The organism is Herbaspirillum sp. B65 (assembly GCF_000333555.1).
In the GTDB taxonomy this organism is placed as follows: domain Bacteria; phylum Pseudomonadota; class Gammaproteobacteria; order Burkholderiales; family Burkholderiaceae_D; genus Herbaspirillum; species Herbaspirillum rubrisubalbicans.
The window spans coordinates 1-588 of the sequence record NZ_BADI01000712.1 but is presented as its reverse complement, the minus strand read 5'-3'; the positions used below and the strand labels follow the sequence as shown (position 1 = coordinate 588).

Below are 588 nucleotides of genomic sequence, written 5' to 3'. Positions count from 1 at the left end.
TTCCGGTGGCGGAGACCTTTGCCTTTCTCGACCGCGACGGCTTCAGCCTGAGCGAGCTGGCACGCTTGGACACGCTGGTCACGGTGGTCAACGGCGAAACATTCGAACAGCAATTGTCTGAGCACGTCGCCGTCACGCAGGCCGATGGCAGCAGCACTCGCCGGCTTTCCGACCTGCTCATCGAACAGGTCGAGTACGCCAACGTGATCCTGGTCAGCCGCGTCGACCTGATCGATGCGAGCACCTTCGCGGCCCTCAAGGCAATGCTCCAGAAGCTCAACCCGACTGCATTGATGATGGGCGTGAAGGCGGTACCGCCAATGCCACCCAGCGAGGAAATGGTGAAGGTCGCGCCTTGCATGTCGGCCGGCTTCAACTTGCCGTCGCGGGCTTGTGCGGACAGTTCGCCCATTTCGGTAGCGATCTGGCCGATGCTCTTCTGGTCGGCGTTCTTGATGACCGGCACCACCAGGCCATTCGGGGTATCGGCGGCGAAGCCGATGTTGTAGTACTTCTTGAGGATCAGGTTCTCGCCCTTCTCGTCCAGGGACGCATTGAAGGCCGGGAATTTCTTCAGGGCCGAGACAC

Annotated in this window: 2 pseudogenes; one reads left to right on the top strand and one right to left on the bottom strand. The window is 61.1% G+C overall.

What is annotated here, in order from left to right:
* Nucleotides 1-299 (top strand): annotated as a pseudogene (locus I5W_RS30035) (GTP-binding protein); the annotation flags it as partial.
* Nucleotides 300-346: 47 nt separating this feature from the next.
* On the opposite strand, the pseudogene I5W_RS33465 reads toward I5W_RS30035, so the two are convergent.
* Nucleotides 347-526: pseudogene (locus tag I5W_RS33465) on the bottom strand (2-oxo acid dehydrogenase subunit E2); the annotation flags it as partial.
* Nucleotides 527-588 lie beyond the last annotated feature (62 nt).